Source organism: Bacillus sp. GbtcB10, assembly GCF_019091365.1.
GTDB classification, from domain to species: domain Bacteria; phylum Bacillota; class Bacilli; order Bacillales; family Bacillaceae; genus Bacillus; species Bacillus altitudinis.
In genome coordinates this window covers 1-232 of record NZ_JAGXJP010000429.1, presented here as the reverse complement: position 1 = coordinate 232, position 232 = coordinate 1, and the positions used below count along the sequence as shown (strand labels likewise).

General features: G+C 47.8%; 1 protein-coding gene. It reads left to right on the top strand.

The window, feature by feature from the left end:
- Nucleotides 1–232 (top strand): HAD family hydrolase (locus KVT11_RS20725; protein WP_483297940.1); only part of this gene is annotated, 232 nt, incomplete at both ends.

Here is a 232-nt window from a genome sequence, read left to right as displayed (position 1 = left end):
ATGGCATTTGCCACTGACTTAGACCCGACACTGATATACTCACATCGCATGCTGGAGCAGTATGCATACAAGGGAGCATACGAATTAATTGAGGTGCTGGACGACCGGCCGCCTTCCTATGTGTCGATTGAAACGAAAGCATCCTTACAGGCAATTCATCAAGCAGGCTGGCTTATCCCAGTGACGACAAGAACGACAGCACAATTTGAACGAATCACTCTCTTTCAGCAAG